This is a genomic window from Micromonospora wenchangensis, assembly GCF_002210435.1.
Taxonomy (GTDB): Bacteria; Actinomycetota; Actinomycetes; order Mycobacteriales; family Micromonosporaceae; genus Micromonospora; species Micromonospora wenchangensis.
The window spans coordinates 1-23625 of record NZ_MZMV01000085.1 but is presented as its reverse complement, the minus strand read 5'-3'; the positions used below and the strand labels follow the sequence as shown (position 1 = coordinate 23625).

Sequence of the window (23625 nt, the reverse complement as noted above, 5' to 3'; positions counted from 1 at the left end):
CGGCCGGGGCGAACGGGGTCGCCGCCGGTGCCCCCGCGTACGGGGCGGCGGCCGGTGCGCCGGCGAACGGCATGGCCCCCGCGCCGTACGACTCCGTCGGGTGCGGTGCGGCACCGGCGACCGGGCCGGTCGGCAGCACCGGGGCGGGCTCGCCCGGCGCGGCCCGCCGCGGCAGCGGGTCGATGGTCGGGTTCGCCATCGTGGGGCTGCCGGCCGAGAACGCGTTGAACCCGGAGTCGGCGGTCGCCGGGGTGGGGACCGGGGCGAACGGCGGGGCGGAGACCGGCCCGCCGAACTGCACGGCGGGGGCGGTGTCCCGGGCGTCCACCGGCGGCTGCCAGGGGGCCGGCGCAGGCGGGGTGTTGCGCCACTGGTCGGACAGGGTCGCCGCCGCGCTGCGGGCACCGTTGAGGGCGCCGCCGATGCCGGCGGGGGCGGGCGGCTGCTCGACCGCCAGCGGCTGGCGGGGCCGGCTGATCGCCTGGTCCCGGCCGCGGTGGGCGGGGAGCACCACGGTGGCGTTGGGCAGCGTCACCTGGGCGACGGTGCCGCCCTCGACGTTGCGGCGCAGCTCCACCCGGATGCCGTACCGGCTGGCGAGCCGGCTGACCACGGCGAGACCCATCAGCCGGAAGGCGGCCACGTCCACCGTCGGCGGGGCGGCGAGCCGGCGGTTGAGCGAGTCGAGCTGCTCGTCGGTGAGGCCGAGTCCCCGGTCCTCGATCTGGATCAGCACGTAGTCGCGGATGCGCCGGCCGTCGGCGACCACCGTGGTGGTGGGCGGCGAGAAGCGGGTGGCGTTGTCCAGCAGCTCGGCGACGAGCCGTACCACGTCGTTGACGGCGTGGGCGGCGACCGAGATGTCGGTGTCGACGGTGCCGAACTCGATCCGGTTGTACAGCTCCACCTCGGACTGGGCGGCGCGCAGCACGTCGACCAGCAGCGCGTCGTCGCGGCGCGGCACGGCCGAGTCGGCGCCGGCCAGGACCAGCAGGTTCTCGTCGTTGCGGCGCATCCGGGTGGCGAGGTGGTCCAGCTCGAAGAGCTGGGCGAGCCGCTTCGGGTCCTCCTCGCCGCGCTCGATCGCGTCCAGTTCGCCGATCATCCGGTCGACCAGGGTCTGACTGCGCCGGGCCAGGTTGAGGAACATCGCCGAGACGCTGGTCCGCAGGGCCGCCTGCTCGGCGGCGACCCGGACGGCCTCCCGGTGGACGACGTTGAACGCCAGGGCCACCTGGCCGACCTCGTCCCGGTTGGTCAACCGGATCGGGTCCCGCACCTGGCGGACGATCTCCTCGACGCCGCCGTCGCCGACGCTGCCCATGTTCTGCAGCCGCTTGACCGCGTCCGGCAGGTCGTGGTTCGCCACCGACAGCGCGCCCTCCCGCAGCCGGCGCAGCGAGTGGTTGAGCGAGCGGGCCAGCACCACCGCGAGGGTGATCGCCACGATGAGGGTGAGCAGCACCAGCACCGTCTCGATGACGGCCTGCTGGATGACGTCGCTGCGGGCCTGCTCGGAGCGGGCGAGCAGGGTGTCCTGGAGCTGGATCTCGGTCCACCGCATCAGGTCGTTGACCGCGCCGATCGCGGCGCTGGCGTCACCGGCGCTGACCGGGCTGCGCTGACCGACCGAGCGGGTGATGTCGGCGGCGACCCGGTCGGCGAGGCCGACGGCGTCACCGGAGACCGCGCTGTCGACGAGCGCGCGCTGGGTGGGGTCGGCGGCGAGGGAGAAGCCGAGCAGCGCCTCCTGCTGGCTGGTCAGGGTCGCCACGAAGGAGGAGAACTGCTCCTCGTCGAGGCGTCCGCCGACCAGCGCGGTGTAGGCGACCGCCTCCTCCTCGGCGACGGCCGACTTGGCCCGGCTGAACGCGGCCACCGCGCGGCGGGCGTCCGCGAGGCTCTCCTGGCCGGGCAGCTGGGCCAGGGTGTCGCCGTACGAGACCAGGTCGGTGAGGATCACGCCGTACCGCAGGGTGGCCTCGGCGACCGGCATCTGCCGGCGGTCGAGCACCTCCTGCCGGGTGGCGTCGAGCGTCCGCAGGTGGTCGTCGATCACCTTGAGCCGGTCCCGCACCGAGGACGGGACCTCGCCGAGGTCGGCCCGCTCGGCCCGGTACGCGTTGATCCGCTCGCCGGTGGCCCGCACCCGCAGGTTGTAGTCGTCCGGGCGCAGCTGCGGGTTCGCCAGGTAGGCGGCGGCCGCCATCCGTTCCTTGTGCAGATCCTGCGTCAGCGCGGAGACGTCGATGGACAGTGCGGTCAACGACCGGATCTGGGTCGCGTCGACAGCACCCTCGGTAGTGGAAACAAGTCGGATTGTTGCCAACGCGATGACCGCGGCGACCGGCACGACCAGAATGAGGGCGAGCTTGGAACGAATCCGCGCATCCCGCAACCGGGGCAGTCGGCGCTCCCGGTCGGGTCCGGCGTTTTCGCCTGGCTCGGGCAGGGTCGTCGGTCCGGTGCTCACGACATCGCCTCCGTCGTATCTTCCACACGCCTGACCCGCCGACCCGCGCCTGGTGCGACGGACAGCGCCATGCGCGGCACGGCCGCGATTTCATCAGAGAAGATCCTGTTTGGGAAGCCGCGTTCGGACAGGAATCGGGCGACCAGTGGTCTGGTCACCATTTTCCCTGCTGAGCAGGCCACCTCTGAACAGGGCATGTCACTCCAGAGTGTTCGTTCGCCTCTGATGAGTGAGCATGGGTAAATATCTGATGTCCCCACAATGTGAGATTCGCGTCCCGAAACCGCCGTCAGCATCGCGCTTGACCGCACGCCCCCGCATTGGCAAGGTTTTGCAGGCTTTCGCGCACACCGTACGGCACACAATCCCGTTTCTCCACTGAGGACGGACTAGCGGCGGTGACCGGGCCTCGCCCGCGCCGCACCTGGAGGACTGAGTTGAGCCCCATCCGCTCCGCGACCATCGTGGCGCTCGCATCGGCCGTGCTGGCCGCCACGCTCACCGGCTGCTCGTTCGGCGCGGCAGAGAAGGACAGCAGCCCGATCACCATCGCCGCCGACCTCGAACTCTCCGGTGCCGCCGCACCGGTCGGCAAGGCGTACCAGCGCGCCCTGGAACTGAAGGTCGACCAGTTGAACGCGTCCGGCGCCCTGGGCGACCGGAAGATCAAGCTGGTGGTCAAGGACAACCGCTCCGACGCCGCCGAGTCGCTGCGCAACATCGGCGACTTCAGCAACGACGCCACGGTCAACGCCATCATCATGGGCGGCTGCAACCAGTGCGCCGTCGACGCCGTGCGCACCATCAACGAGCGGAAGATCCCCACCATCGCGCTCGCCCCGTCCGGCGCGGTCGCCAACCCGGTCCCCGAACGTCGGTACGTGTTCAAGCTCGCGCCGAACGCGGCCGACAGTGCCGCCGCGCTCACCGCCGAGCTGCGGCGGCGCGGGATCACCGAGGTCGGCGTCCTGCACAGCGACGACGACTACGGGCGCGAGGGCCTGACCGCGCTGGACGCCGAGTTCGGCAAGACCACCATCAAGCGGGTACGCGCCGAGGCGGTCCGCACCACCGACACCGAACTGGCCGCGCCGGTGCGCCGGCTGACCAACCGCGACCCCGCCGCCCTGATCATCTGGACCCCGCCGGAGCAGGCCACCCTCGCCGCCACCGCCGCCGACCAGTCCGGCTACGGCGGGTCGCTCTTCTTCGACGCCGCCGCGGCCGGCGACCTGTTCCTGGGCGGTTCCGGCCGGGCCACCGAACGGGCCACGTTGATCTTCACGCAGACCATGGTGATCGACGACGTCATCGCCACCACCCCGGCCAAGGCCGCCCGCCGGCAGTGGTTCCAGGACTACACCGCCCGGTTCGGCGGCTACAACGGGCTGTCGTCGTTCGCCGCCGACGCCGTGCAGCTCATCGCCGACTCGGCGCTGCGCTCCGGCGGTTCCGACGGCAGGGTCGACCGGGACGGTCTGCGCGACGTGCTGGAGACGTCCCAGCTCGACGGCCTGTCCGGGCCGATCCGGATGACCCCGGACAACCACTCCGGCCTGATGCCGCAGGCGTTGACCACGCTGGTCGCGCGCGGCGGCCGGTGGCGGCTGGCGGGCTGACCACCGCGCACCGACGGGCCGGTCCCCGGGTGGGGTCGGCCCGTCAGTGGCGTCGGGGGTCGTCCAGGACGGGTCAGCGGGCCGAGGTGGTGGCCCGGACCCAGGGCAGGGCCAGCCGCTCCACCAGGGACAACGCCGAGTAGAGCAGGATGCTCATGGCGGCGATCAGCACGATCGCCGCCCACGCGGTCGCCGTGTCGCCGACGCCGTTGTACTGGAGGATCTGGTAGCCAAGCCCCGGCTTGTCGGAGTAGAACTCCCCGATCACCGCGCCGATCGCGGCCAGCGGCATCGCCACCTTCAGCCCGACGAAGATCTGCGGCAGCGCGGCCGGGAACCGGACCTTGCGGAACGACTGCCACCAGGAGGCGTTCAGCGACCGGGCCAGCTCGGCCAGGTCGGCCGGGGTGGTGGTCAGCCCGGTGGCGGTGGAGAGCACGATCGGGAAGAAGCAGAGCAGGAACACCATGGTCAGGATCGGCTTGGTCCCCCAGCCGACCGAGACCACCAGCAGCGGCCCCAGCGCGATCTTCGGGACCGCGTTGATCGCCACCAGCAGCGGGGCGAACATCCGCTCGATCCGCCGGGAGGCGGCCAGCGCCATCCCGATCAGCACCCCGGCGACCGCCGACAGCAGGAAGCCGAGCAGGGTCATCAGGGTGGTCGTGCCCAGCGCCGGGAGGAGCACGTCCGCCGATGAGGTCAGTGACGTCCCGACCGCCTGCGGCGGCGGCAGGGACGCCGGGTGCACCAGGTGCAGCCCGGAGGTGACCGCCCACCAGACGGCCACCGTGACCACCAGACCGAGCAGCGGCAGACCGACCGTCGCGGGGCGTATCCGGGACCAGGGTGACCGGCCGGGCGTCGGGGGGGCGGTCGGCACGGCGGTCGGCGGTCCGGCCGACCCGGGTACGGGACGGGTCATCGACTCCGTCACGGGGTCCTCCTCTCCTGCCGGCACGCTGGCCGGCACACGACGGGGGTGCGACCCACCGGTCGAACCGCTGGGTCGCACCCCCGTGGCACCGTCGGTGTCGGTCAGGCCTTCGGTACGAGGTCGAAGTTGATGATCTGGTCCGGGGTGATGTTCGACTTGAGCGCGCCGGCGCCCTGGAGGATGGCGATGCTCTTGGCGACCCGGTCGCTGTCCAGGGTGCCGATGGCGGTGCCGGAGTTGCTGGAGCGGACGTAGCCGGCCATCAGCTGCAACTCGGCCGCGGCGGCGGCCGGGTTGGTGGCGTCCACGTTCTTCTTCAGGATCGTGGCCGCCTCCTGCGGGTTGGCCAGGGCGTACTCCAGGCCCTTGAGCAGGGCGGCGGTGAACTTCTTCACCTTCTCCGGGTTCTCCTTGGCGATCTTGCTGGAGGTGATCAGCGCGTTGCCGTAGAGGTCCTGCATCACGTTGCTGTACGGCAGCACGACGGGCTTCTTCTTGGTGACCGCCTCGACGGTCGGCTGACCGACGACGAACTGGCCGATGCCGTCGACCTGGCCGGAGGCCAGCGTGCCCATCAGGTTCTGCGCCTGGTCGTTGACCCAGGTGACCTTGGTGTAGTCCACCCCGGCCATCCGGGCGTACGTCGGGAAGAGGTTGCGCACGACGGAGCCGGGGGTGTCCGCGAGCTTCTTGCCCTCCAGGTCCTTCGGCGTGGCGATGTTCTTGCCCTCGACCGAGACGATGGCGGCCATGGTGCGCTGCTGGATCGCGGCCACCGCGACGAAGTCCTTGGCCTGGCCGTTGCCGACCTGGAGCAGGCCACCGGTCAGGTCGATCGGGCCGAAGTCGGCCTGGCCGCCGACGATGGTCTGGATGACCGCGCCGGTGCCCTGGCCGGGCTTGATCTCCACGTCGAAGCCGGCCTCCTTGAAGAAGCCCTTGTCCTTCGCCACCCAGGCGTAGGAGTCACGACCGAAGTTGCCGAACGAGGTGAGGTAGGTCACCTTCTCCAGCGACGAGCCGTCGCCGGTCTTTGCAGCGTCCGCCGAGTCGGACCCGCCACTGCAGGCGGAGACCAGGGCGAGGGCGGTGGCCAGGGTGGCCGCGGCGACCGTGCGGGTCAGCCTTGTCATCTGTGCACCATGTCCTTTCCGACCGGGCGGTGTACCCGGAGGGGGTTGTCGGTCGGCGGCACGGCGTGAGGGGGCACCGAGCCGCCGTCGTGAAGGGACTCTTCGCTGGCACAGAGTACGAGACACTTACCGTCACCACACCAGGCGGATCGGGTTGCGGAACGGAAACAACTCCGTTCCACCCCGGACAGTGAGCGGCCGACACGCTGGGGATATCCTTGTCGGATTCCTGACCGCCGAATCAGGGGAGACCGACGGCGATGATCCGACTGTCCGATGTGTCGCGTACGTTCGACGGCCGTTCCGGGCGGGTCGAGGCGTTGCGCGGGATCGACCTCGACGTGGCCGAGGGCGAGTTCGTCGCCGTGCTCGGCCGGTCCGGCTGCGGCAAGTCCACCCTGCTCCGGATGATCGCCGGGCTGCTACCGGTCAGCGGCGGCGAGATCACCGTGGCCGGTAGCCGGATCACCAGGCCCCGCCGGGACGTCGCGATGCTCTTCCAGAAGCCGGCCCTGCTCCCCTGGCGGACCGTGCTCGACAACGTGCTGCTGCCGGCCGAGATCTTCGGCTGGAGCCGCGCCAAGCACCGCGACCGCGCCCGCCAACTGCTGGAAATCTCCGGCCTGGCCGGCTTCGAGAAGCGCCTGCCGCACGAACTCTCCGGCGGCATGCAGCAGCGGGTGTCGCTGTGCCGGTCGCTGATCGGCGAGCCCCGGGTGATGCTGATGGACGAACCCTTCTCCGCCCTGGACGCGCTCACCCGCGAGGAACTCTCCGGGGAACTGCAACGGGTGCACATGGAGACCGGCGCGACAGTCGTCTTCGTCACCCACTCCATCGACGAGGCGGTGCTGCTGGCCGACCGGGTGGTCGTGCTCAGCCCCCGCCCCGGCCGGATCCGCAAGATCGTCGACGTGGACATCCCCCGGCCCCGTACCCTCGGCCGCAACGCGCACCTGGCCGACGTCGCCCGGGTCAGCGCCGACCTGCACGAACTCCTGATGGAACGGGACCTGCCGGCGGCGGCCGGGGTGGAGGGACGATGACCGTGCGGGTGGCGATCTTCACCGAACCCCACCGGGGCGCCAGCTACGACGACCAGCTCCGGTTCGCCCAGCTCTGCGAGGCCGGCGGGTTCGACGGGTTCCTCCGGGCCGACCACTACCGGGCGATGGGCGACGAACCCGGGCTGCCCGGCCCCACCGACGCCTGGCTGACCCTGGCCGCGCTCGCCCGCGAAACCTCCCGCATCCGACTCGGCACCCTGGTCACCTCGGCCACCTTCCGGCTGCCCGGCCCGCTGGCCGTGATGGTCGCCCAGGTCGACCAGATGAGCGGCGGACGGGTCGAGCTGGGCATCGGCGCCGGCTGGTACGAGCGGGAACACACCGCGTACGGCATCCCCTTCCCCGGCGTCGGCGAACGCTTCGACCGGCTCGCCGAGCAGCTGGAGATCGTCACCGGGCTGTGGCGCACGCCGGTCGGCGAGACGTACAGCTGGGCCGGTGAGCACTACCGGCTCGTCGACGCCCCGGCCCTGCCCAAACCGGTCCAGCAGCCCGGCCCGCCGGTCATCGTCGGCGGCCGGGGACCGAAGCGCACCCCCGACCTCGCCGCCCGGTACGCCGACGAGTTCAACATGCCGTTCAAGCCGGTCGAGGAGACCGCCGAGGCGTACGACCGGGTACGGGAAGCCTGCGACCGGGCCGGCCGGGCCGAGTCGGGGCGGGCCCCGCTGGTGCTCTCCGCCGGGATCGTGGTGGCGATCGGGCGCACCGACGCCGAAGCCCACCGCCGGGCCGCGCCGCTGCACGTCAAGAGCGCCCTGCCGCCGGAGGACCCGGTGGTCGGCTCCCCCGCCCAACTGGTCGACCGGATCGGCGAGTTCGCCGCGATCGGCGCGACCCGGGTGCACCTGCGGCTGATCGAACTCGACGACCTCGACCACCTGGAGCTCATCGCCGCCGAGGTGCTCCCCCAACTGGACGGAACCCGATGACCGACGTGACGCACGACCTCGAACTCGGCCCGGTCGGCCAGGAGATCGTCTTCGAGAACGACCGGGTGCGGGTCTGGCACATCCGGCTGGCCCCGGGCGAGCGGCAGCCGCTGCACCGGCACGACCACCCGTACCTGGTGGTCGCGATCGAGGGCGCGAAGAACGTGGTGCAGACGATCGACGGCACCCGGATCGACGCCGACGAACCCGCAGGCGGGGTGGTCTACCGGGACCCGGGCGCCGTCCACATGCTCACCAACGTCGGGGACACGACCTACCTGGCCCGCCTGGTCGAGCTGAAGTAGTCGCTGGTAGAGCTTGGGTAACAGGTCGTCACGGCCGCGCCGCGCCGCAGTGGCGATCGGGGGCACCGGGCCGTAACGTGCGCCACATGGCCTTTCGGACGTGGGGCAAACTGCTGCTCACCGCACTCGGGGTGAGCATGTTGGCCGGGGCCGGCCAACTCGGCATCGCGTACGGCTTCGGCATCGTCCGACTCACCGGCGACTTCACCGACGTCAACCGCTGGCCGGCCCAGCTCGCCTGGGTCGGCTGGTTCGCGGTGACCGCCGCCGTGGTCGGCGCGGTCCTCACCGGCCGGCTCGCCCGGCGCGAGGGACTGCCGGAGGGCACCCCCGTCCAGCTCGCGATCTCCGGCGTCGCCGCGCTCGGCGCGCTGGTCGTCGCCCCACTCTGCATGCAGCCCGCACGGGCCGCCGACCTGAACGCCGTCGACCCGGTCTGGGCGGTCGGCATCTGCGCGGTCGCCGGGGCGGTGGTCGGCGCGGGAGCCGCCTCGGCCGTCCTGCTGCGCCCCCCGCTGGGCTGGAACGTCGCCCTGCTGGGCGGGACGATCTGGCTGCTCGCGCTGCTGTCGGTCGCACCGGCGGTGCTGTCCAGCGAGCCGCTGCGCACCGTACGCCTGGGGGTGCTGGAACCCTCCTGGCTCGGACCGGACCGGGCACAGCGGCTGGCGATGCTGCTGCTGCCCGTGATCGCGCTGGTGGCCGGCGCGGTGACCGGCGGGGTGGCCCGGCGACGGGGACACCCCCCGCTGATCGGCGGGGCGGCCGGGGTCGCCGGGCCGGTGCTGCTCGCCTTCGCCTACCTGACCGCCGGGCCGGGTGACCAGGTGGACCGGTACCAGCTCGCCCCGTACTACGGCGCGCTGATCGCGGTCGTCACCGGCGCGCTCGGCTCGGTCGCCGCCGTCTTGGCGCGCTGGCCGCTGTTGCCCGCCCGCGCCGCCCGCCACGACGGCGGGACGGCGATCGAGCCGACCGACATCCTCGCCCCGTTGCCGGCCGTACCCGACCCGGCCCGCGCCGCCGCGGCCGGCTCCGGACCGGACCGGGCCACCCTGACGGGCTCCGACCCGGCCGGCACCGGCGCGGACGAGCCGGTCACCGTGGACCTGAGCGCCGCCACTGGCTCCCTCCACCCCGACCAACCGGACACCGCCCACTCCCGCACCGCCGCCGCGGCGGAGGCCGGCACCGGTCCGGGGTGGCCGTCGCCCGACGTGCCGGGCACCGGTCGTCACCCGGCCCACTGGGACTGGCCTGACCCCGCCGCCACCGTCGCCGACCGGCACGCGCCCCGCACCACCCCGTCCCCGACCGGGCCCGCTCAGCCCGGCTCGACCCGGGCCGATGCGGTGCCGACTGGTCCCCGGGCCGGCTCGACCCCGACCGGCCCAACCCCGACCGGCTCTGCCCCGACCGATCCGGCTGCGGGCCCGACCGGACGGCCCCCGACCGGCCCGGACGCGACGGCGGCCCCGGACGGGCCGGCCGGGGCCGCACCGGGTGCGACGTCGCCCGCCGAAGCCGGATCGGGCCGGGCCGGGTCGCCGCGAAGCCGTTCCGGACAGCGGAAGGCGGCACCGCCCGAACAGCCAGGCACCGAGGCCGAGGTGGAGCAGGGGGCAGGCACCGGTCCGGCCGTCGGGGACGGGCCCGTCGCCACGCCCAAGCCCCGGGCGAAGCGGGCCGGCCGTGCCCGGTCCGCCGCGACCGGTGCTGGAGTGGTCCCCGCCGGACGACCCGACCCCTCGCCTTCCACCGGGGCGGACGGCACCGGGGACGACCGACCGGCCGGCTCCGGCCCGACCGACAGCGCGACACCGGACGCCGTCGACACCGCGCCGGGCGGCGTCGAGGGTGCCCCCCGTCCCCGCCACCTGCCGGATCCCGGCGGTACGGGTGGCCCGGCCGATGCCCACCGGCCCGCACCGCCCCGAGCCGCCCTGCCGTTTCCCGAACCGGGCGACGCCGGGCAGACGGACGCCCCGCAGCCGGTCAGTCTCCGCTGGGAGCCGGAGGAGTCCAGCGGCACCGCACCGGTGGCCGGTCCGCCCGCCGATCCTGACCAGGCCGATCCCGCTCCACAGGACGGCGGCGCGCCGGAGCAGACCGGCAGGGCCAGGGGCCGACGGGGACTGTTCCGGCGTAACCGCTCCCCGCAGGACGCCCCGGCGGACGAGGCCGACCCGAAGCCGGCGACGCCTGACGACGAGTACGTCGACTGGGTCACCGGCCTGGGCAGGCCGCTCGCCGACAACGAACCGGACCGGGACAGCGGCCGCCGCTCACTGCGCACCAGCGGCCGCCACCACCGCGACTGACCCTCTCCCCCGCCCCCGCCCCCGGTCAGCACCGGTGATCAAGAGGTTCGCGTCATCCCAACTGGCAAAACCTGACGCAAGCCTCTTGATCACCGAGCCACAACCGGGCGAACCGGACAAGCCGGCCGACCGGACGAGGCTGGGGGCGGTGATCAAGAGGTTCGCGTCACCCGCCGGGCGGAAACTGACGCAAAGCTCTTGATCACCGAGGCAGGACGGTTCAGGCGAGGGGGAGGTAGACGCGGTTGCCGGTGGAGCGGAACTCCGCCGACTTGGCCTGCATGCCCTGGGCGGCGTACTCCTTCAGCTCCTGGGTGATCTTCATGGAGCAGAACTTCGGGCCGCACATGGAGCAGAAGTGGGCGGTCTTCGCCGGCTCCGCCGGCAGGGTCGCGTCGTGGTAGGAACGCGCGGTCTCCGGGTCGAGCGACAGGTTGAACTGGTCCTCCCAGCGGAACTCGAACCGCGCCTTGGACAGCGCGTCGTCCCAGGCCTGCGCGCCGGGGTGCCCCTTGGCCAGGTCGGCCGCGTGCGCCGCGATCTTGTACGCGATCACCCCTGCCTTCACGTCGTCCCGGTCGGGCAGCCCGAGGTGTTCCTTTGGGGTGACGTAACACAGCATCGCGGTGCCGTACATGCCGATCATCGCGGCCCCGATCGCCGAGGTGATGTGGTCGTACGCGGGGGCGATGTCGGTGGTCAGCGGGCCGAGGGTGTAGAACGGCGCTTCGTGGCACCACTCCTGCTGGAGGTCCACGTTCTCCTTGATCTTGTGCATCGGCACGTGGCCGGGGCCCTCGATCATCACCTGCACGTCGTACTCCCAGGCGATCCGGGTCAGCTCGCCGAGGGTGCGCAGCTCGGCGAACTGGGCCTCGTCGTTGGCGTCGGCGATCGAGCCGGGGCGCAGCCCGTCACCGAGGGAGAACGTCACGTCGTAGCGGGCGAGGATCGCGCACAGCTCCCGGAAGTTGGTGTAGAGGAAGTTCTCCTCGTGGTGCGCCAGGCACCAGGCCGCCATGATCGAGCCGCCCCGGGAGACGATCCCGGTGACCCGGTCGACGGCCAGCGGCACGTACGGCAGCAGCACCCCCGCGTGCACCGTCATGTAGTCGACGCCCTGCTCGGCCTGCTCGACGACGGTCTCCCGGAACACCTCCCAGCTCAGCTTGACCGGGTCGCCGCCCACCTTCTCCAGCGCCTGGTAGATCGGCACGGTGCCGATCGGCACCGGCGAGTTGCGGACGATCGCCTCCCGGGTCTCGTGGATGCGCCTGCCTGTCGACAGGTCCATCACGGTGTCCGCGCCCCACCGGGTGGCCCAGGTCAGCTTCTCCACCTCCTCGGCGACCGACGAGGTAACCGCCGACGTGCCGATGTTGGCGTTGACCTTCACCAGGAACGCCTTGCCGATGATCGCCGGCTCGCACTCGGGGTGGTTGACGTTGAGCGGCAGCACCGCCCGGCCAGCGGCGATCTCGTCGCGGACCAGCTCCGGCGGCAGCCCCTCCCGGATCGCCACGAACTCCATCTCCGGGGTGACCACCCCGGCGCGGGCGTACCAGAGCTGGGTGGGTCGCTTGCCGTCGACGCCGGCCAGCGGGGTGCCCGCGCCCCGCACCGGCGCGACGTCGCCCCGCTCGGCGATCCACGGCCCGCGCAGCGGCGGCAGCCCCACCTCCGGGTCCGATCCGGGGCCCGAGGTGTCGTACAGGCGCAGCGGCGGGTTGTCCCCGGTCAGCTCCACCTCGGCGAACGGCACCCGGACGTCCGGCCGGGACCCCTCGACGTAGACCTTGCGACGTGCCTGCATGACAGCCTCCCTGATGGTCATCGGGACCAGCCGAAGTGGTCCAGCGGGCCGCGTCCCGCGCCCAGTTCCCAACCCCGCGCGCCGGTCAGCGCGCGGGTGACGTACTCCTTGGCGGTGGCGACCGCGACGGGCACCGGGTCGCCGGCGGCCAGCCGGACGGCGATCGCCGCCGAGAACGAGCAGCCGGTGCCGTGGCTGTGCCGGGTGTCCACCCGGGGTGCGCGCAGCAGGGTGGTCGTCCCGCCGCCGGCCAGCACGTCGACCGACTCGCCGGCCGCGTCGACGTCGCCGCCGGTGACCACCACGAACTGCGGGCCGCCGGCCGCCAGGGCCTGCGCCGCCGCGACCATCTCCCCGACCGTGGTCACCGGGCGTCCGGTGAGGGCGGCGGCCTCCACGCAGTTCGGCGTCGCCACCCGGGCGTACGGCAGCAGCCGCTCGACCGCCGCCACCACCCCGAGCCGGTGTCCGCTGGTGGCGACGAGCACCGGGTCGACGACGAGGTGCGGCAACCGGCCCGCCTTCGCCGCCCCGGCCACCGCGTCGGCGACCGCCGGGGTGCCGAGCATCCCGGTCTTCACCGCCCGGACCGCGAAGTCGCCGAGCACGCTGTCGAGTTGTTCGGTGACGGTGCGCGGGGGCAGCGGCAGCACGGCGTCCACCCCCCGGGTGTTCTGCGCGGTGACGGCGGTCAGCACGCTGGTCCCGTACGCGCCGAGGGCGGCGAAGACCTTCAGGTCGGCCTGGATGCCGGCACCGCCGCCGGAGTCGGAGCCGGCGATGGTGAGCACGGTCGTCGGCGTCATGTCGTCTCCTCGGGGCACGCATCGGTGCTCGGGGTGCGGGGGAAGGCGCTGGTGAGGGTCGTCGCGGCCCCGGTCGGGTCGGCGGCCCGCATGACCGCCCCGAGCACCGCCACCCCGACCGCGCCCGCCTCGACGCACGCCGTCACCTGCTCCGGTGTCTCGATCCCGCCCAGGGCGAGCACGGGCACCGGGCTGCGCCGCACCAGGTCGCGCAGCCCGTCCGGGCGCAGCGGCGGGCCGTAGCCGGGTTTGCTGCGGGTGGTCCAGACCGGCGAGAGCGTCACGTAGTCCTCGGTGCCGAGTCGGGCCAGCTCCGCCGCGTCGTGGCAGGACCGGCCGACCAGCCCGACGGCCGGCGGCGGGTACGGTCCGGCGGCGGGCAGGTGGACGGCGTCCCCGTCCAGCGGGTCGGGGCCGGCCACGATCAGGGTGCCGTCGACCTGCGCCAGGACGGCCCGCAGGTCGACGGCGAGCGCGGCCCGTTCGGCGCGGGGCAGGTCCTTCTCCCGCAGCACCACCCACCGCACCCCACCGCGCACCGCCCCCGCGACGACCTCGACGAGGTCACCGCGCGCCACCAGCCGGTCGGTCAGCAGCACCACCCCGTCCGGCCGGAGGAGGGGCGGGGCGGCGGGGCGGGTCACAGGTCGGGTCTTCCGTCGTCGGGGGTGGAGGCGAGGGCGTGGAAGCGGCGGGGGATCCGCCCGGCGGTGTACGCGAGCCGCCCGGCCCGTACGCCGTACCGCATGGCGGTGGCCATCGCCGTCGGGTCGGCGGCCCGGGTGACGGCGCTGGCCAGCAGTACCCCGTCGCAGCCGAGTTCCATGGCGAGCGCCGCGTCGGAGGCGGTGCCGATCCCGGCGTCGAGGATCACCGGCACGTCGACGCTCTGCCGGATCAGCCGGATGTGGTGCGGGTTGGTGATCCCCAGTCCGGAACCGATCGGCGCACCGGCCGGCATCACCGCCGCGCAGCCGACGTCGGCCAGCCGGCGGGCCAGCACCGGGTCGTCCGAGGTGTACGGCAGCACGACGAACCCGTCGGCGACTAGTTCCTCGGCCGCCCGCAGCAACTCCACCCCGTCCGGCAGCAGGGTGCGTTCGTCGCCGATCACCTCCAGCTTGACCCAGTCGGTGTCGAACGCCTCCCGGGCGAGCCGGGCCACCTTCACCGCCTCGGCGGCGGTGTAGCAGCCGGCGGTGTTGGGCAGCAGCCGCACCGCGCAGCGGTCGAGCAGGTCGAGCAGGCCACCGGCGGTGCCGGGGGCAGTGTCGACCCGGCGCAGGGCGAGGGTGACCAGTCCGGTGCCGGAGGCCCGGATCGCCTGTTCCAGCACGTGCAGGTTGGCCGCGCCGCCGGTGCCGAGGATGAGCCGGGAGGGGAAAGTCTGTCCGGCGATGGTGAGGGGCATCCGGGTCACCCGCCCTGGGCGGCGCTGAGCACCTCGACCCGGTCGCCGTCGTGCAGTTCGGTGGCCGGCCAGCCGCCCCGGGGGACCACCTCGCCGTTGACCGCGACGGCGAGCCCGCGCCGTTGCCCGGTGACCGTGGCGACCAGGTCCGCGACGGTCGTGCCGCCGGTCAGCTCGCGCCCGACGCCGTTGACGATCAGTCGCACGTTGTCCTCCTCAGTGGAACCGGTCGGCGGTGAAGGGGGTGAGCAGCGGGTCCGGCCGACCGGTGACGATCAGGTCGGTGATCAGGTCGGCGGTGACCGGGGTGAGCACGATGCCGTGCCGGTGGTGCCCGGTGGCGGCGAGCACGCCGGGCCGGCCGGGCAGCGGGCCGAGGATCGGCGCGTTGTCCGGGGTGCCGGGGCGCAGTCCGGCGGTCGCCTCGACCAGCGCGTACTCGGCGAGTTCGGGGACGAGGTCGACGGCGGCGCGGAGCAGCCGCAGCACCGCCCCGGCGGTCACCTCGGTGTCGGCGCGCTCCTCGACTGTCGCCCCGAGCACCACCTCGCCGTCGGCGCGGGGGACGAGGTAGACCGGCTCGCCGTCGGCGTACCCCCGGATGACGTGCCGGAAGCCGGGCGGGCGGTGGTCGGGCGCGCGCAGCCGCAGCACCTGGCCCTTGACCGGGCGGACCGGCAGCCCGGTCAGCGCGGCGGCGCCGCAGCCGGCGGCGACCACGACGACCGGCGCGTCCACCTCGGCCAGCCCGGTCACCGCGCCGGGCAGCAGGGTCGCGCCGGCCCGTTCGGCGGCGACCCGCAGCGCGTCGACCAGGCGGCGCGGGTCGACCTGGTGGTCGCCGGGGGCGACCGCGCCGCCGCGCAGCCGGGGGGTCAGCGCCGGTTCGCGTTCCCGTAGCTGCGACGGGCGCAGCGCGCTGATCGGCAGCCCCAACCCCTGCTGGTACGACCAGAGCCGGCGCGCCTCGGCCAGGTCGTCCCCGGTCAGCCCGACGACGAGGGTGCCGTCGGTGCGGTACCCGAACTCCGTCGCGGCGGCTTCGGTCAGTTCGGCGGCGAAGCCCGGCCAGCGGGCGGCGGACGCGGTGAGCAGCCCGGTCAGTTCCCGTTCCCCGAAGTACGCCTCGGCGACCGGGGCGAGCATCCCGGCGGCGACCCGGGACGCGCCGGAGCCGGGGGCCGGGTCGTGCACGGCCACCCGCAGGCCGCGGGTGGCGCAGCGCCAGGCGATCGCCAACCCGACCGGCCCCGCGCCCACGACGGCGACGTCGGGCCGGGTCAGCACGTCAGCGCCGCGATCAGTTCGGCGGTAGCCCGGCCCGGGTCGGCGGCGGTGGACAGCGCGCCGACCACCGCCACCCCGTACGCCCCGGCGGCCCGCAGCGCCGGCACCGTGGCGACGGTGACCCCGCCGATGGCGATCACCGGCACGTCGACGGCGGCGACGACGGCGCGGACCCCGGCGGTGCCGATCGGGTCGGGCAGGCCGGTCTTGGTGGCGGTCGGGTGGCACGGGCCGACGCCCAGGTAGCTGGCCCCGGCGGCGACCGCCCGGGCGGCGGCGTCCGGTTCCCGGGCGGTCGCGCCGAGCACGGCGTCGCGGCCGAGGACCCGACGGGCCGCCGCGACGGGCAGGTCGTCCGCGCCGACGTGGCCGCCGTGGGCGTCCACCGCGAGGGCGACGTGCAGCCGGTCGTTGACCAGGCAGGTCGCCCCGTACGGCGCGCAGTGCTCGCGCACCCGCCGGGCCAGGTCGTAGGCCTGCCGGTCGGTGGTGTCGTCGGTCACCCGGACCTGCACGACGAGGTCGGCGCGGGCCACCGGGAGGGCGGCCCGGACGACGGCGAGCGGGTCGCACCCGGGGCGGGTGTCGGTGATCAGATGCAGTCGGCCGAGGGACGGCACGGCAACTCTCCTCCCTGCGCCGGCATTACCCGGATCAGGTTCGACGGTCGGGGGCTCTCAGCCCCCCTCTCAGCCCGGTGTACCGGGCTCCCGTGGGTCACGTGCCTGTGACCGTACGACAGATCCGCTGATCCGCCAAGGGGTGCTAGATTGATTCAGCAACATCGATGCGTACGATTGTCGGCTTGTATCCACATAAGCCGGAAAAGCGAGTCGCCGATACCGAATCGTTACATGCTCATGCCTTGCCGGAAACCAATCCAGCGGCGCTAATTTGTTCAACCGATCGACATTATTCCGGTGCGGAGCCTCGGCGTGGCCCGCACCTGATCGCCACCGGTGCGGACCTCGGCGGGCCCACACCGATCCGACCGGGGACGGTCTGCGGCGAGTCGTCCCCATGCCCCCACCACTGTCCAACGCGGACAAAAGGAGCATGGAGTGTCTCCATCCCGCCATCGCCGCGCACGTCGCGGTCCACTGGGTGCCGGTCTACTGGCCCTCTCCCTACTCGCCAGCGGCCTGATCGGCGGCACCGCCGCCCAGGCCGCTCCCGCCGCTGCGGCCCGGCAACAGGCCGCACCGGCACCGGCGGCGGCAGCCGCCGAACCGTTCTCGGTCCTGGTCTTCTCCAAGACCGCCGGATTCCGGCACGACGCCATCCCGGCCGGCATCGCCGCGATCCAGAAGCTCGGCACCGAGAACGGCTTCACCGTCGACACCACCGAGGACGGAGCCGCCTTCAACGACACCAACCTGGCCAAGTACCAGGCGGTGATCTGGCTCTCCACCACCGGTGACGTGCTCGACAGCACCCAGCAGGCCGCGTTCGAGCGCTACATCAAGGCCGGCGGCGGCTACGCCGGTGTGCACGCCGCCTCCGACACCGAGTACGACTGGGCCTGGTACGGCAACCTGGTCGGCGCGTACTTCTCCGGCCACCCGGCCAACCAGCAGGCCACCGTCAAGGTCGAGGACCCCGCGCACCCGTCGACCGCCGACCTGCCGGCCCGCTGGTCCCGGTTCGACGAGTGGTACAACTTCCGCACCAACCCGCGCTCCAAGGTGCACGTGCTGGCCAGCCTGGACGAGAAGTCCTACAGCCCGGGTGCCGGCGCGATGGGCGCCGACCACCCCACCGCCTGGTGCCAGGACTACGACGGCGGTCGTTCCTGGTACACCGGCGGCGGCCACACCCAGGCGTCGTACACCGAGCCGGAGTTCCTCAGCCACCTGCTCGGCGGCATCCGCACCGCGGCCGGGGTCGAGAACGCCGACTGCGGCGCCACCAAGACCTCGAACTTCGAGAAGGTCACCCTCGACAGCAACACCAACAACCCGATGGAGCTGGACATCGCTCCGGACGGCCGGGTGTTCTACGCCGAGCGCGACGGCCGGGTGCAGATCGTGAAGCCGGACACCGGCAACACGGTCACCGCGACCCGCCTGGACGTCTTCACCGGCAACGAGGACGGCCTGCTCGGGTTGCGCCTCGACCCGGACTTCACCACCAACAAGTGGATCTACCTGTACTACGCACCGGCCGGTGGCGCCCCGCGCAACTACCTGTCCCGGTTCACCGTCAACGGTGACACCATCGACAAGGCCACCGAGAAGGTCGTGCTCCAGGTCGACACCCAGCGCAACACCTGCTGCCACGCCGGCGGCAGCATGACCTTCGACTCGAAGGGCAACCTCTACCTCGCCACCGGCGACAACACCAACCCGTTCGAGTCGAACGCGTTCACGCCGATCGACGAGCGGGCCGGCCGGCAGGACTACGACGCGCAGCGCAGCGCCGGCAACACCAACGACCTGCGCGGCAAGGTGATCCGGATCCACCCGGAGGACGACGGCACCTACACCGTCCCCACGGGCAACCTGTTCGCCCCGGGCACCGCGAAGACCCGTCCCGAGATCTTCGGCATGGGCTTCCGTAACCCGTTCCGGATCGGCGTCGACCAGAAGACCGACACCCTGTACGTGGCCGACTACGGGCCGGACGCCTCGGCGGCCAACCCGAACCGTGGCCCCGAGGGCCTGGTGGAGTGGAACATCGTCGCCACGGCCGGCAACTACGGCTGGCCGTACTGCACGGGCAACAACAAGGCGTACAACGACTACACCTTCCCGTCCGGGCCGAGCGGGGCGAAGTTCGACTGCGCCGCGCCGGTCAACGACTCGCCCAACAACACTGGCCTGACCAACCTGCCGCCGGCCATCCCGGCGACCGTGGACTACGGCTACGCGGGCGACCCGCGCTTCCCCGAGATCGGTGGCGGCGGCGCCCCGATGGGTGGCCCGGTCTACCGCTACGACGCCGACAGCACGTCCAGCCGCAAGTGGCCGGCGTACTACGACGGCAAGGCGCTGCTCGGTGAGTGGAACCAGTCGAAGATGTACACGATGCAGGTCAGCGCGGACGGCAAGACGCTGATCGACATCAACCAGCTGCTCACCGGCATGTCGATGATCCGCCCGATGGACTTCGAGTTCGGTCCGGACGGCGCGCTCTACATGATCGAGTGGGGCACCGGCTTCGGCGGCAACAACGACGACTCCGGGATCTACCGGATCGACTACACCGCCGGTGACCGGGCGCCCATCGCCGAGGCCAGCGCCGACCCCACCTCCGGGGCCGCCCCGCTGACCGTGAACTTCTCCAGCGCCGGGTCGCGTGACCCGGACGGCGGCACGCTGACCTACGCGTGGAAGTTCGGGGACGGGCAGACCTCGACCGAGGCGAACCCCACCCACACCTACACCGAGGCCGGCAACTACACCGCCCAGCTCACCGTGACCAACCCCAAGGGCCGCACCGCCGTGGCGAACGTGCCGGTGACGGTCGGCAACACCGCCCCGACGGTGACCATCGAGTTCCCGCCCAGCGGCGGTTTCTTCGACTGGGGCGACCAGGTCAAGTACACGATCAAGGTGACCGACCCGGAGGACGGCACCGTCGACTGTGACCGGGTGCAGCTGCAGGTGCTGCTCGGCCACGACGAGCACGCCCACCCGCTGGAGCAGCACACCGGCTGCACCGGCACCGTGCAGACCTCGCTGGCGTCCGGGCACGGCGCGGAGGCCAACGTCTTCGCTGTCTTCGAGGCCACCTACACCGACGACGGCGGCACCGGCGGCGCCGGCCCGCTGACCGGTCGGGCGATCGAGATCCTCCAGCCCAAGCGCAAGCAGGCCGAGTACTACACGGCCACCGGGCGGGCCCCGGGCAGCACCGGCGGCGGTGACCCGGGCGTGCAGAAGGAGACCACCAGCGACCCCGCCGGTGGCGGCCAGAACATCGGCTTCATCGAGGACGGCGACTGGTGGTCGCTCGTCCCGGCCAACCTGACCGGGGTCGAGCAGATCCGGTTCCGGGTGGCCTCCGAGGTCCAGGGCGGCCGGATCGACGTGCACGCCGGTGCCGTCGACGGTCCGGTGGTGGCCACGGCCACCGTGCCCGGCACGGGCGGCTGGCAGCAGTTCGTCGACGTGACCGCGCCGGTGACGGCCGGTGCCCAGGGCGCGCTGTACTTCGTCGCCAAGGACCCCGCCGGTGGCACGGGTTCGCTGTTCAACGTCAACTGGATGGACTTCATCGGACGGGGCGTGACCGACAACGCGCCGCCGCAGGTGACGGCCACCGCCACCCCGGCGACCGGCACCGCGCCGGTCACCGTGACCTTCACCGGCACGGCCACCGACACCGAGGGTGACACCCCGCTGACGTACGCCTGGGACTTCGGTGACGGCGGGACGGCGACGACCCTGAACGCCACCCACACCTACACCACCCCGGGCACCTTCACCGCCACCCTGACGGTGACGGACAGCCGGGGCGCGAAGTCCTACGCGACCGTCCCGGTCAAGGTGGACGCGCCGAACAACTCCTGCCTCGGGGCGCGTTCGGACGAGTTCACCGGCAACACCCTGGACAAGGACCGCTGGACGGTGGTCCGGGAGAACCAGCTCTACTCGGTCTCCGGCGGGTCGCTGCGGCTGCCCACCGCCTCCGGTGACCTGTACGGCACGACCAACGGCGCGACCAACCTGGTCCTCCAGCCCGCGCCCAGCGGGGCCTGGCAGGCCACCACGAAGGTCACCCTGCCCGTCACCGCCAACTACCAGCAGGCCGGCCTGCTGATCTACGGCGACGACGACAACTACGCCAAGGTCGACCTGCTCTACAGCGGTTCCCGCCGGGTGGAGTTCATCCGGGAGACCGCCGGTTCGCCCCGCAACGAGGGGGCGGACGCCACCGCCGCACCGGCCGGTGACACCGTCTGGCTGCGGCTGATCAGCGACGGCACCAACCTGACCGCGGCGTTCTCCGGCGACGGGACGACGTTCACCCCGGTCGGTCGGTCCGCCGCGCTGGCCGGCATCACCAACCCGCGGATCGGTCTGTTCGCCCTCAACGGCGCCACCACCGCCCCGGTGGTGGACGCGCTGTTCGACTCGTTCGTGGTCTCGCCGGACGCCCCGGCCGGCCCGGTCGACCCGTCGGACGAGTTCACCGGCACCACGCTCGACAAGTGCCGGTGGAACGCGGTGCTCCGGGAGGACCCGGCCGCCTACCGGGTGGCCGACGGCGCGCTGAAGATCGACGTGCCGAAGGGTGACATCTACGGCACCAGCAACACCGGGCCGACGAACTTCATCCTCCAGACCGCGCCGAGCGGCGACTGGACCCTGGAGACGAAGGTCGACGGCAGCGCGCTGGCCGAGCAGTACCAGCAGGCCGGTCTGATCGTCCACGCCGACGACGACAACTACGTCAAGTTGGACTACATCGTGGACAACCAGGCCGGGCAGGCGGTCTCCCGGCGGATCGAGTTCCGCGGCGAGCTCGCCGGGGTGACGCAGAACCCGCAGCCCCAGGTCTCCAACCTGACCTCGGGGGTGTGGTACCTGCGCCTCGCCCGGGCCGGTGACACCTTCACCGCGTCCTACTCGGCGGACGGGCAGGAGTGGACCACGTTCGAGACGGTGACGAACGCCGCCGTCGGGGCCACCCCGAAGATCGGTCTGTTCACCCTCGGCGCGAACGCGGCCACCTCGAAGACGGCCTCGTTCGACTACTTCCGGCTCTCCACCAAGGCGGCCGACACGACCGCCCCGGTGACCACGGCCACCGTCTCCGGCACCCCGACCGATGGCTGGTACACCGGCCCGGTCACCGTGACGCTGGCGGCGGCCGACGAGGCCGGCGGTAGCGGGGTGGCGAGCACCGAGTACCAGCTCGACGGGGCCACCACGTGGACCGCGTACACCGGGCCGGTGCCGGTCACCGGGGACGGCACCCACGAGGTGCGGTTCCGCTCGACGGACGCGGCCGGCAACGTGGAGGCGACGAAGAAGGTCGCCGTGAAGATCGACGCCACCGCGCCGGTCAGCTCGGCGTCGTTCGCCCCGGCCAACGACGACGGCTGGCACAACGGCACCGTCCCGGTGGTGATCACCTCCACCGACGCCGGTTCCGGGGTGAAGAAGCTGGAGTGGTCGCTCGACGGCGGCGCCTGGACGGCGTACACCACGCCGGTCGAGGTGACCGGGGACGGCACGCACGAGCTGCTGTACCGGGCCACCGACGCCGCCGGCAACATCGAGGCGCTGAAGTCGGCGGTCGTGAAGATCGACGGCACCAAGCCGACGCTGCTGGTCTCCGGCATCGCCGACGGCCAGCTCTACGGTGACAGCCAGGACGTCCGGATCTCGTGGCAGGCGGTCGACCCGACCTCCGGCATCAAGACGACCTCCGGCACGCTGGACGGTCGGGCGTACGCCAGCGGCACCCTGCAGGCGCTGTACGAGCTGCCGCTCGGCCTGCACGAGCTGACGGTGACCGCGACCGACAAGGCGGGTAACTCCACCACCTCGACGGTCCGGTTCTTCGTCACCACCTCGTTCCGGGACATGCAGAACCTGCTGGACCGGTTCAAGGCGACCGGACGACTCACCACCAAGGCGCACCGTCAGCTGTCCAACAAGCTGGACGCGGTGCGGGAGTCCGAGGCGGCGGGCAACGACAAGCGGGCGGTGCAGCAGTTGACCGCCTTCAAGGCGTTGGCCACCGACACCGGGGTGGTGACCGACACCGACGTGCGGGACGTGCTGGTCCGTGACGCCGACGCCATGATCGTCCGGCTCGGCGGCGCGGCCACCAAGGCCGGCGTCAAGGCGAACGACAACAAGTCGGTCGACGGGGCCGGTCGGCTCGGTGCCGACCCCACCCGGATCGCCGAGGGCGGTTCGCTGTAAGGAGCACCACGGGGCCGCTCCCACCGTCGACACCGACGGTGGGGGCGGCCCCTCCACATCGGAAGGGAGACGTCGATGCGTACCTTCAGAGCCCTCGCCGCCGCGCTGGTCGTGGCGGCCCTGGTGGCCCTGCCGGCGGGTCCGGCGGCGGCGCACGGCGGGAAGGTCAAGCTGACGGTGGCCGGTGACGGCGCCGGCGGGGTGACCGTGATGGCCGTGTACGCCGACGGGCACCGGCTGGACCAGCTGGTCCGGCTCACCCTGACCGCCGAGGGCGAGGGTGGCCGGACGGCCGGGCCGGTGCAGATCGAGCCGTCCGGGGAGGGACAGGGCTTCTACAGCAGTGGCCCGCTGCTCTCCCCCGGCGACTGGCGGGTGACGGTCAGCGCCCCCGCGCCGTACCGGAGCACGGCGACCGCCCAGGTGCAGGCCCGGGTGGCCCAGTCGCCGTCGCCGGTCGCCGCCGAACGCCCGGCCGCCGAAACGCGGGAGGCCGGAGCTGGCTGGTGGCGGTGGCCGGCCGGCGGGCTCGCCGTGGTGGTCGTCGCCGGGTCGGCGCTGCTGTGGTGGCGTCGCCGGACCCACCCCGGGCCCGGGGAGCCGGTCGGCCTGGACGGCTGAGCACCCCGTCACCGGTCGG

17 protein-coding genes and 1 riboswitch are annotated in these 23625 nt (G+C 72.9%); of the genes, 7 read left to right on the top strand and 10 right to left on the bottom strand.

Annotation, left to right across the window (positions count from 1 at the left end):
• The coding region (locus B5D80_RS30050) for a sensor histidine kinase (protein ID WP_245855062.1) at positions 1–2473 on the bottom strand (2473 nt) is incomplete at its 3' end.
• Between the two features lie 437 nt (positions 2474–2910).
• On the opposite strand from B5D80_RS30050, the gene B5D80_RS30045 reads away from it, so the two are divergent.
• A complete protein-coding gene (locus B5D80_RS30045) occupies positions 2911–4092 on the top strand; it encodes an ABC transporter substrate-binding protein (protein WP_088647306.1) in 1182 nt (393 codons plus the stop codon).
• A 73-nt stretch (positions 4093–4165) separates the two neighbouring features.
• Here B5D80_RS30045 and B5D80_RS30040 read toward each other — a convergent pair whose 3' ends face one another.
• Both B5D80_RS30040 and B5D80_RS30035 read right to left on the bottom strand, forming a co-directional pair.
• Positions 4166–5029 carry an ABC transporter permease gene (locus B5D80_RS30040; RefSeq protein WP_245855061.1) on the bottom strand — a complete coding sequence of 288 codons (864 nt, stop codon included), beginning with the start codon at positions 5027–5029 and terminating at the stop codon, positions 4166–4168.
• A 101-nt stretch (positions 5030–5130) separates the two neighbouring features.
• Positions 5131–6162 (bottom strand): ABC transporter substrate-binding protein, encoded by a 1032-nt coding sequence (locus B5D80_RS30035; RefSeq protein ID WP_088647305.1) that lies wholly within the window; start codon positions 6160–6162, stop codon positions 5131–5133.
• Positions 6163–6422: 260 nt separating this feature from the next.
• On the opposite strand from B5D80_RS30035, the gene B5D80_RS30030 reads away from it, so the two are divergent.
• From B5D80_RS30030 to B5D80_RS30015, 4 genes are all read left to right on the top strand, one after another.
• Positions 6423–7208 carry an ABC transporter ATP-binding protein gene (locus B5D80_RS30030; protein WP_088647304.1) on the top strand — a complete coding sequence of 262 codons (786 nt, stop codon included), beginning with the start codon at positions 6423–6425 and terminating at the stop codon, positions 7206–7208.
• Positions 7209–7210: 2 nt separating this feature from the next.
• Entirely contained in the window at positions 7211–8161 is a 951-nt protein-coding gene (locus tag B5D80_RS30025) for an LLM class F420-dependent oxidoreductase (protein WP_088647308.1), read from the top strand.
• Positions 8158–8466 (top strand): cupin domain-containing protein, encoded by a 309-nt coding sequence (locus B5D80_RS30020; protein ID WP_088647303.1) that lies wholly within the window; start codon positions 8158–8160, stop codon positions 8464–8466. The genes B5D80_RS30025 and B5D80_RS30020 overlap by 4 nt, the downstream gene beginning before the upstream one ends.
• 86 nt (positions 8467–8552) lie before the next feature.
• Positions 8553–10787, top strand: a complete 2235-nt coding sequence (locus B5D80_RS30015; RefSeq protein ID WP_088647302.1) for a hypothetical protein — start codon at positions 8553–8555, stop codon at positions 10785–10787.
• Between the two features lie 220 nt (positions 10788–11007).
• Here the strand turns inward: B5D80_RS30015 and thiC are convergent, their stop codons facing one another.
• The 7 genes from thiC to thiE form a co-directional block, all read right to left on the bottom strand.
• Positions 11008–12600 (bottom strand): phosphomethylpyrimidine synthase ThiC, encoded by a 1593-nt coding sequence (thiC, locus tag B5D80_RS30010; RefSeq protein WP_088647301.1) that lies wholly within the window; start codon positions 12598–12600, stop codon positions 11008–11010.
• A gap of 17 nt (positions 12601–12617) precedes the next feature.
• Positions 12618–13406 carry a bifunctional hydroxymethylpyrimidine kinase/phosphomethylpyrimidine kinase gene (gene thiD, locus B5D80_RS30005; RefSeq protein ID WP_088647300.1) on the bottom strand — a complete coding sequence of 263 codons (789 nt, stop codon included), beginning with the start codon at positions 13404–13406 and terminating at the stop codon, positions 12618–12620.
• Positions 13403–14050, bottom strand: a complete 648-nt coding sequence (locus tag B5D80_RS30000; RefSeq protein ID WP_088647299.1) for a thiamine phosphate synthase — start codon at positions 14048–14050, stop codon at positions 13403–13405. The genes thiD and B5D80_RS30000 overlap by 4 nt, the downstream gene beginning before the upstream one ends.
• Positions 14047–14817 (bottom strand): thiazole synthase, encoded by a 771-nt coding sequence (locus B5D80_RS29995; RefSeq protein ID WP_088647307.1) that lies wholly within the window; start codon positions 14815–14817, stop codon positions 14047–14049. Before B5D80_RS29995 ends, B5D80_RS30000 begins: the two co-directional genes overlap by 4 nt.
• Positions 14818–14822: 5 nt before the next feature.
• Positions 14823–15023 carry a sulfur carrier protein ThiS gene (thiS, locus tag B5D80_RS29990; RefSeq protein ID WP_088647298.1) on the bottom strand — a complete coding sequence of 67 codons (201 nt, stop codon included), beginning with the start codon at positions 15021–15023 and terminating at the stop codon, positions 14823–14825.
• A 10-nt stretch (positions 15024–15033) separates the two neighbouring features.
• On the bottom strand, positions 15034–16104 hold the full coding sequence (thiO, locus tag B5D80_RS29985; RefSeq protein WP_088647297.1) for a glycine oxidase ThiO: 1071 nt from the start codon (positions 16102–16104) through the stop codon (positions 15034–15036).
• Complete coding sequence (gene thiE / locus B5D80_RS29980; protein WP_088647296.1) at positions 16098–16724, bottom strand: thiamine phosphate synthase; 627 nt, start codon at positions 16722–16724, stop codon at positions 16098–16100. The genes thiO and thiE overlap by 7 nt, the downstream gene beginning before the upstream one ends.
• A riboswitch (TPP riboswitch) is annotated at positions 16719–16828 on the bottom strand. (Overlaps the previous gene by 6 nt.)
• 337 nt (positions 16829–17165) lie before the next feature.
• On the opposite strand from thiE, the gene B5D80_RS29975 reads away from it, so the two are divergent.
• Complete coding sequence (locus tag B5D80_RS29975) at positions 17166–22985, top strand: ThuA domain-containing protein (RefSeq protein ID WP_088647295.1); 5820 nt, start codon at positions 17166–17168, stop codon at positions 22983–22985.
• 75 nt (positions 22986–23060) lie between these two features.
• On the top strand, positions 23061–23606 hold the full coding sequence (locus B5D80_RS29970) for a hypothetical protein (protein WP_088647294.1): 546 nt from the start codon (positions 23061–23063) through the stop codon (positions 23604–23606).
• The last annotated feature ends 19 nt before the right edge of the window (positions 23607–23625 follow it).